Origin of the sequence: Thermomonas sp. (genome assembly GCF_025993755.1) — a bacterium.
Lineage (GTDB): Bacteria > Pseudomonadota > Gammaproteobacteria > Xanthomonadales > Xanthomonadaceae > Thermomonas.
This window is the reverse complement of record NZ_JAMQHN010000067.1, coordinates 1-8662: the sequence shown is the minus strand read 5'-3', so window position 1 is coordinate 8662 and position 8662 is coordinate 1. Positions and strand designations below refer to the sequence as shown.

The window sequence follows — 8662 nt, the reverse complement described above, 5'->3', positions numbered from 1 at the left end:
TGGCGCGCGCCCGAATCGGGGCAGGATGCCCCGACTGAGGGGAAAGCAATGCCCCAGCCACCGGCAGCGCAGCCGCGAGCATCTGCTCCACCTTCGCGATCTCCCGCCGTCCCGGCAAAAAAACCAGCACATCACCAGGGTGTTCGGTCAGCGCATGCTCCACCGCTCGTTTGATCTGATGCTCCAGCGCTTCCTCGCGACGTGCGGGGAAATGCGACACCGCAACCGGGTGACTGCGGCCGGCGCTGGTCAAGCGTGGCGCATCGAGGAACTGCGCCAGCCGCTTGCCGTCCAACGTGGCGGACATTGCCACGATGCGCAGGTCCTCGCGAAGGCCCGCCTGCACGTCCAGCGCCAGCGCCAGCCCCAGGTCGGAGGCCAGATGCCGTTCGTGGAATTCGTCGAACAGGATCGCGCCAACGCCTTCCAGCAGCGGATCGTCCTGCAGCATCCGGGTGAGGATGCCCTCGGTGACGACCTCGATGCGGGTGTTCGGCCCGATCTTGTTTTCGAAGCGGATGCGGTAGCCGACCGTCTCGCCCACCACCTCGCCAAGCTGACTGGCCATGAAGCCGGCGGCGGCGCGCGCGGCCACCCGGCGCGGTTCCAGCATCACGATTTTCCTGCCGGCTAGCCACGCGGCGAACAGCAACGCCAGCGGCACTTGCGTGGTCTTTCCGGCTCCGGGCGGGGCCTCCAGCACGAGGCGCGGATGCGCAGCGAGCGAAGCTTTGATCTCCGGCAGCAGCGGCGCGATCGGGAAGTGCATGTGGACATTGTAGAAGCGTCGCATTTACTCACCCTCCCCTCAGGGGGCGGCACCCAGAGCCGCTAAAATCGCGCCATGCATCTCATCGACATCGGCCTGAACCTTTCCCACGACAGTTTCGACCGCGACCGCGAGGCGGTCTGGCAGCGCGCCGTGGTCGCAGGCGTCACGCGTGCCATCCTCACCGGCGCCTCGCGCGAACACTCGCCCAAGGCGTTGGAATTGGCGCGCAGCAAACCCGGGCAATGGTTTTCCACCGCCGGCGTGCACCCGCACCACGCGATCGAATACACCGCCGAGTGCGACGCCGAACTGCGAGACCTGCACCGGCACCCGGAGGTGGTGGCGGTGGGCGAATGCGGGCTGGACTACTTCCGCGATTTCTCGCCGCGGCCGATGCAGCGACGCGCGTTCGAACAGCAGCTGCAGATCGCGGTGGACACCGGCAAGCCGCTGTTCCTGCACCAGCGCGACGCCCACGCCGATTTCATGGCGATGATGCAGAACTTCGACGGCCGGCTCGGCCCGGCCGTGGTGCATTGCTTCACCGGCACGCGCGCGGAACTGTTCGACTATCTTGACCGCGACTGGCACATCGGCATCACCGGCTGGCTGTGCGACGAGCGCCGCGGCGCGCACCTGCGCGAGCTGGTGAAAAGCATCCCGGCGAACCGCCTGATGGTCGAGACCGACGCGCCCTACCTGCTGCCGCGCACGCTCGTGCCGCTGCCGAAGGACCGCCGCAACGAGCCGGCGTTCCTAGCCCACATCGTCGAGGAGTTGGCGCGGGATCGCGGCGAGGACATGGCCGTCACCGCCGCCGGCAGCACCGCCGCGGCGACGTCCTTTTTCCGCCTTCCGGCGCAAACCGTCAGTTAATATACCCGTTGGTTTAGTTATGTGGTAGTCTGCGCGCCACTCGCCCTCACCGGATTGTCGCGCATGCGTTCCTTTTCCCGTCTGCCGCTGCCCGGGTTTGCCCTTGCCATGGCGCTGCTGTCCGCCGCCTGCCACAAACCGGACAGCGCGCCCGCGGCCCCGTCGGCACAGGCGGTCAGCGTGGCCGAGGCGCAGATGCAGCCCATGCGGCGCAGCGTTTCAGCCGCGGGCCCGGTGGCGGCCTGGGAGGAAATGCAGCTGGGAGTGGAACTCAACGGCCTGCGCGTCACGCGCCTGCTGGTCGATGTCGGCCAGACCGTGCAGAAAGGCGAGCTGCTGCTGGAGCTCGACCATCGCGGCCTCGACAGCGATCTGGCGCAGGCGGCGGCGGCGCTGCGCCAGGCCGAAGCCGGTGCCGAGCTGGCGCGTTTGAAATACACGCGCGGGCAATCGCTGGTGGAAGGCCACTACATCAGCGCGACGGCGCTCGACGAGCTGCGCGCCGCGCGCATCCAGGCCGAGGCGCAGCTGGGCACCGCCCGCGCCGTGCGCGATGCCGCCGCGCTGCGCCGCAGCTATGCCGAATTGCGTGCGCCCGATGCCGGCGTCATTTCCCGACGCCTCGTGCAGCCCGGACAAGTGGTCGGCGCCGGAAGCGAACTGCTGCGCCTGATCCGCCAGGGTCGGCTGGAATGGCGCGCCGACCTGCCCGAGGCGCAGCTGGCGCAGGTGCAGGTCGGACAGACCGTGGTGCTGGACGGCAGCGGTGTCATCGGCCGCGTGCGTGCCGTCTCGCCGGGGGTGGACAGCACCACCCGCACCGGCACCGCCTACGTCGACCTGCCCGAACCCGGACCCGTGCAACCGGGCACCTACGTGCAAGGCCGCATCCGGATCGGGCAAGGGCAGACGCTGGTGATTCCGACGGCAGCCGTGGTGCACCGCGATGGCCACGCCTACGCTTTCCGCTTGGGCGAAAGCCAGCGCGTGCAACAAGTGCGCATCGACATCGGCAGCACCCAAGGCGACGTGGTCGAAATCCGCAGCGGCTTGAAGGCCGGCGACAGCGTGGTCAGCGCAGGCGCGGGCTTCCTTGCCGACGGCGATCTGGTGCGCCCCGTTCCCGCGGCCGGCAATTCCCCATGAGCGGCGGCGGCACGCTTTCCACATGGGGCATCCGCAACCCGGTGCCCGCCATCATGCTGTTTTTCGTGCTGTGCGTGGCCGGGTTGTGGGGCTTCCACCAATTGCCGGTGGCACGCTTCCCCGACATCAGCTTCCCGATGGTGACGGTGGTCATCAGCCAGCCCGGCGCTTCGCCGCAGCAGCTGGAAACCGAAGTGACGCGCAAGGTGGAAGACGCGGTGGCCACGCTCAATCACGTCAAGCGGGTGTTCTCCACGGTGGTGGATGGGCAGTCCACAACCGTGATCGAATTCCGCATCGACGCCAACCTGCTGGAAGCGCTGAACGAAAGCAAGGATGCGGTGACGCGCATCCGCATGGATCTGCCGCAGGACATCCAGGAACCGGTGATTTCGAAAGTGGAAATCGTCGGCTCGCTGCTGACCTACGCGGTGGAAGCACCGGCGATGCAGCCCGATGAAGTGTCGTGGTTCGTCGATCGCTACGTGGCCCGCACCTTGTACGGCGTCAATGGCGTGGCGGCCGTGACCCGCATCGGCGGCGTGGACCGGCAGATCCGCGTCGATCTGGACCCGCAGGCGCTGCTGGCGCAGGGCATCACCGCTGGCGCGGTGAACCAGCAACTGGCCGCCATGCAGGCGGACCGCCCGGGCGGCAAGACCGAGCTGGACGGCCAGCAGCAAAGCGTGCGCACGCTCAACACGGTGCGCGATGCACAGGCCCTGCGCGCCTTCAGCATCGCCCTGCCGAACGGCCAGCACACCCGGCTGGATGCGCTGGCCAGGGTCAGCGACGGCAGTGCCGATCCCACCCAGATCGCGCTGCTCGATGGCAAGCCGGTGGTGGGCTTCTCGCTGGCGCGTTCACGCGGTGCGGACGAGTTGAAGGTCCGTGATGCCGTGCGCGCGGCGCTGGCCGAGCTGGCCGGACAGCATCCGGGCGTGACGTTCCGTCAGGTCACCGACATGTCGGAGGAAACCCAGCGTTCGTATTCCTCGTCGATGACGATGCTGTGGGAAGGCGCGCTGCTGGCCTTGGCGGTGGTGTTCTGGTTCCTGCGCGACTGGCGCGCCACCTGGGTGTCGGCGATTGCCTTGCCGCTGTCCATCATCCCCACCTTCGCGGTGATCCAGTGGCTGGGCTTCAGCCTGAACCTGATCACCCTGCTGGCCCTGAGCGTGGTGATCGGCTTGCTGGTGGACGATGCGATCGTGGAGATCGAGAACATCGTGCGCCACCTCGGCATGGGCAAGAAGCCACTGGACGCCGCCCGCGATGCCGCCAACGAAATCGGCACCGCCGTGATCGCCACCTCCGTCACCTTGGCCGCCGTGTTCGTACCCGTTGCCTTCATGCCCGGCGTCTCCGGCAAATTCTTCCGCGAATTCGGCTGGACCGCCGCCACCGCGGTGCTGTTCTCGCTGCTGGTGGCGCGTCTGCTCACGCCGATGATGGCCGCGTTCCTGCTCAAACCCAAACCACATGCCGAAGAAGACGGGGCGCTGATGCGGCGCTACCTGGTGTGGGTGGACAAGGCCCTGCAGCACCGCTGGAAGACCCTCGCCATTGCCGGCGCATTGTTCGTGGCATCGCTGGCGCTGATCCCGCTGATCCCCACCACCTTCATCCCGGTCTCCGACCAGGGCCGCAGCATGCTCTCGCTGGAGCTTGCACCGGGAGTGCAGATCGAAGACACCCGGCGCATGACCGAGCAAGCGCGTGCCTTGCTGCAACCGATTCCCGAACTCAAGCAAGTGTTCACCCAAATTGGCAGCGTGCCCAACCTGGGTGACCCCGGCAAAAGCGGCCTGCCGGATTTGCGGCGTGCGGTGCTCACCCTGGAATGGGGCGCGTCCGGCACCCGTTCCCGCAGCCAAAGCGCGCTGGAATCGGAAGTGCGCACGCGACTGGCGAACCTGCCCGGCGTGCGCCTGAGCTTCATGAGCAGCGAACCCGGCGAGTTGATGCAGCTGGTCCTGGCCGGTGACGATGCCGAGGCGCTGAACGCGGCGGCGGCAAAAGTGGAGCGCGATCTGCGCACGCTTCCCGGGCTGGGCAGCGTGTCGTCGTCGGCCTCCCTGCTGCGCCCGGAAATCCAGATCCGTCCCGACTCCGCGCGCGCCGCCGAACTGGGCGTGTCCACGACCGCGATCGCCGAAGCCGCGCGCATCGCCACCAGCGGCGATTACGTGCAGCGCATGGCCAAGCTCAATCTGGCCGATCGGCAGATTCCCATTCGCGTGGGCTTCAGCCAGGCCACGCTGGCGCAGCCGGAATTGCTGGCGCAATTGCGCGTGCCCGGCGCGCGCGGCGCGGTGCCGCTGGCGGCGGTAGCGGCCCTCAGCGACGGCAGCGGTCCGTCGGTGATCAGCCGCTACAAGCGCCAGCGCGACATCACCCTTACCGCCGAGCTCAACGGCCGGCCGCTGGGCGAAGTGATGCGCCAGGTGCAGCAACTGCCGTCGGTGAAGAACCTGCCGCCGGGCGTCTCGTTCATCAACACCGGCGACTCGGAAATCTTCGTGGAAATGTTCACCGGTTTCGTGATGGCGATGGTGGCGGGCATCGTCTGCATCTACATGGTGCTGCTCCTGCTGTTCCGCCACCCGATGCAGCCCTTGACCATCCTGAGCGCGATTCCGCTGTGCGCGGCGGGCGCCTTCGGCGCATTGCTGATCACCCGCAACATGCTGTCGCTGCCGGCGCTGATCGGTTTGCTGATGTTGATCGGCATCGCCAGCAAGAACTCCATCCTGCTGGTGGACTACGCGGTGATGGCCGAAGACGAACACGGTCTGTCGCGCCACGCCGCGTTGATCGACGCCTGCCACAAGCGGGCGCGGCCGGTGATCATGACCACCATCGCGATGGGCGCCGGCATGCTGCCGCTGGCGCTGGGGTTGGCTGGCGACTCCAGCATGCGCGCGCCGATGGCCTGGGCGGTGATCGGCGGACTGGTGACCTCCACCGCGCTCAGCCTGCTGGTGGTGCCCGCCGCCTACACCGTGCTGGACGATGCCGGCAGCTGGCTGGCGCGGCGCTGGAAAGGCAAGCCCGCTGCGACTTAACTGCGCAGGCCCACGCCCCTCTTCAGCAGGTACAACGCGACTGCGCCGAGCACTCCGGCGAAGACCAGCATCAGCGCATAGGCCTGCCATAGCGGCACGTCGGAAGAGCCAAGCAGGCCGAACCGGAACGCGTTGATCATGTAGAAGATCGGATTGGCGTAGGTCGCCGCCTGCGCCCACGGCGGCAGCAGGGTGATCGAATAGAACACGCCGCCGAGGTAGGTCAGCGGCGTGAGGATGAAGGTCGGCACGATGGCGACATCGTCGAACTTCCTGGCGAAAACCGCGTTGATGAAGCCCGCCAGGGAGAAGATCGTCGCGCCCAGCAGGACCGCACTGACCGTCACCAGGGGGTGGGCGACGTGGACGGGCGTGAAGAACATCGCGATGATCATCACGATGATCCCGACCATGATCCCGCGCAGCACCGCGCCGGTGACGTAGCCGCACAGAATCACCCAGTCGGGCGCCGGACTGACCAGCAGCTCTTCGACGTAGCGCCCGAACTTGGCGCTGAAGAAAGAGCTGGAGATGTTCCCGTAGCTGTTCTGGATGATGCTCATCATCACCAGCCCGGGGACGATGAACTCCATGTAGTCCAGCCCGCCCATCTTGCCGACGCGGGAGCCGATCAGCCCGCCGAAGATCATGAAGTACAACGTCATGGTGATCGCCGGCGGGATCAGGGTCTGGGTCCAGATGCGCAGGATCCGGGACACCTCGCGGCGGGCGATGGTGCGCAGGGCGATCAGGTCGCTGCGGTTCACGCGCGTCCCTCCTGCGCTTCGGTCGCGTCCTGCGGTTCCGGATCGTGCGACCCCGCGGCACCGTCGCCTTCGTCACTCTCGATCAGGCGCACGAAGAGTTCCTCCAGCCGGTTGCTCTTGGTGCGCATCGAGCGCACCCGGATGCCGGCCGCGGCGAACGCGGCGAACACGCGGTTGAGGTCCATCGCGCGCGGCATGTCCAGGTCCAGCGTCTGCGCGTCGCGGGCGATCAGATGGGCACCTTCGATCTGCGGCAAGGCGTGCGGCAGTGCGCCGTCGATGTCGAACAGGAAGCCCTCGACATCGAGCTTGGCCAGCAGCGTCTTCATCGGCCCGCGCTCGACAATCCGGCCGTGGTCGATGATCGCCAGATCCCGGCACAGGCTTTCGGCTTCCTCAAGGTAGTGGGTGGTCAGGATGATTGTGGTACCGGCGGCGTTGATGTCCTGCAGGGTCTTCCACATCCCGCGCCGGATCTCGATGTCCACGCCGGCGGTGGGCTCGTCGAGGATCAGCAGCCGCGGCCGGGTCATCATCGCGCGGGCGATCATCAACCGCCGCTTCATGCCGCCGGACAGCGCGCGGGCGGTGGCGTGCGCCTTTTCCCACAGCTGCGCGCGGCGCAGCTCTTCTTCCGCGCGCGCCAGCGCCTCCGCTCGCGAAAATCCGTAGAACCCGGCGTAGTTCACGCAGATGTCCAGCGGTTTTTCGAACATGTTGAAGTTGAATTCCTGCGGCACCAGGCCGATCTGGCGCATGGCACCGCTGCGGTCGACGTCGAGGTCGATACCGAACACTTCGACCGTGCCCGAAGTCTTGTTGACCAGCGAGCTGACGATCCCGATCAGGGTGCTTTTGCCGGCGCCGTTGGGTCCCAGCAAGGCATGGAAATCGCCGGCTGCGACCTCGAGGCTGATGCCCTTGAGGGCCTGCACGCCGCCGTCGTAGGTCTTGCAAAGGTCGCGCACGCGCAGCGCGGGGACAGCGGCAGGCTGATTCATCGTGATGATCGGGGCACGGAGGGCGCACGGGAAGCCGGTAGTATAGGCAGCCCGGTGGCGCCATCCCTGCCACGCAGTGTTGCAAGGTCGTGCCGCTGATTCGCTTCCCCCTGAAACTGGTCGCGCGCCGGATGCTGGCGCCCACGGTCGCCCATCTGGCGTTCGAGCGCGACGACGGCCTGCCGCTGGCCTGCATCCCCGGTCAGTTCATCCAGATCCACTTCCACTACGCCGACGGCAGCGAAACCAGGCGCAGCTACTCGATCGCGGTCGGCCGCGCGCTCGACACGGCGCCCGACGCGCGGGTGGAGATCACCGTCAGCTACGTGCCAGGCGGCGCGGCGACCGCACTGTTTGAAGGTCTTGCGATCGGTGACCGCCTCGAGGCCAGCGGGCCGTTCGGACGCTTCTGCCTGTTTCCCAACGACGCCAACCGCCGCTACCTGCTGGTCGGCACCGGCACCGGGGTCGCGCCCTACCGCGCGATGCTGCCGCAGTTGGAGAAGCAGATGCGCGAGCGCGGGGTCGAGGTGGTGCTGCTGCAGGGTGCGCGCAACCCGGTCGAGCTGCTGTACGGCGAGGAGTTCCGCGCCTTCGCGGACGCCCACCCGGGCTTCCGCTACCTGCCCTGCCTGTCGCGGGAATTGCCCGCGCCCGATTCCCCGCACGCCCACCCGGACGTGCGCCACGGCTACGTGCAGAACATGTTTGCCGAACTGGCGCCTGATCCCGCCAGCGACATCGCCTACTTGTGCGGCAACCCGGACATGGTCGATGCCAGCTTCGAGGCGCTGAAGGCCTTCGGCCTGCCGATCCCGATGATCCGGCGCGAGAAGTACGTCAGCAGCAAGTGAGTTTCAATGCGGATTTGGGGACAGCGCCGGTCGCGGGGAAGCCACCTCCGGCGCGTGAATGTCCCTTGTCCCCGGCAGGCTTTTCCAGAAGCCCGCCTGTCGCGGTGAGGCGGCGCTGGCGGCGTGAAATCAAGGAGGAGGCCGCGCAGCGGCCGGGGGACATTCACGCCGCCAGGGC

The 8662-nt window shown here is 67.5% G+C and carries 7 protein-coding genes; 4 read left to right on the top strand and 3 right to left on the bottom strand.

What is annotated here, in order from left to right; genetic code table 11:
• The coding region (locus Q0X16_RS04840; protein WP_345780277.1) for a DEAD/DEAH box helicase at window positions 1–769 on the bottom strand (769 nt) is incomplete at its 3' end.
• Between the two features lie 75 nt (window positions 770–844).
• On the opposite strand from Q0X16_RS04840, the gene Q0X16_RS04835 reads away from it, so the two are divergent.
• From Q0X16_RS04835 to Q0X16_RS04825, 3 genes are all read left to right on the top strand, one after another.
• Window positions 845–1648, top strand: a complete 804-nt coding sequence (locus Q0X16_RS04835) for a TatD family hydrolase (RefSeq protein ID WP_297831297.1) — start codon at window positions 845–847, stop codon at window positions 1646–1648.
• A 63-nt stretch (window positions 1649–1711) separates the two neighbouring features.
• A complete protein-coding gene (locus Q0X16_RS04830) occupies window positions 1712–2794 on the top strand; it encodes an efflux RND transporter periplasmic adaptor subunit (protein ID WP_297831294.1) in 1083 nt (360 codons plus the stop codon).
• On the top strand, window positions 2791–5862 hold the full coding sequence (locus Q0X16_RS04825) for an efflux RND transporter permease subunit (protein WP_297831291.1): 3072 nt from the start codon (window positions 2791–2793) through the stop codon (window positions 5860–5862). The genes Q0X16_RS04830 and Q0X16_RS04825 overlap by 4 nt, the downstream gene beginning before the upstream one ends.
• Here the strand turns inward: Q0X16_RS04825 and Q0X16_RS04820 are convergent.
• Together Q0X16_RS04820 and Q0X16_RS04815 are read right to left on the bottom strand one after the other, a co-directional pair.
• Window positions 5859–6629, bottom strand: a complete 771-nt coding sequence (locus Q0X16_RS04820) for an ABC transporter permease (RefSeq protein WP_297831288.1) — start codon at window positions 6627–6629, stop codon at window positions 5859–5861. The two genes, Q0X16_RS04825 and Q0X16_RS04820, sit on opposite strands and share 4 nt — an antisense overlap.
• Entirely contained in the window at window positions 6626–7630 is a 1005-nt protein-coding gene (locus tag Q0X16_RS04815) for an ABC transporter ATP-binding protein (RefSeq protein ID WP_297831285.1), read from the bottom strand. The genes Q0X16_RS04820 and Q0X16_RS04815 overlap by 4 nt, the downstream gene beginning before the upstream one ends.
• Window positions 7631–7719: 89 nt before the next feature.
• Here Q0X16_RS04815 and Q0X16_RS04810 point away from each other — a divergent pair, with 89 nt between their 5' ends.
• Window positions 7720–8484 carry an FAD-binding oxidoreductase gene (locus tag Q0X16_RS04810; RefSeq protein WP_297831283.1) on the top strand — a complete coding sequence of 255 codons (765 nt, stop codon included), beginning with the start codon at window positions 7720–7722 and terminating at the stop codon, window positions 8482–8484.
• Window positions 8485–8662 lie beyond the last annotated feature (178 nt).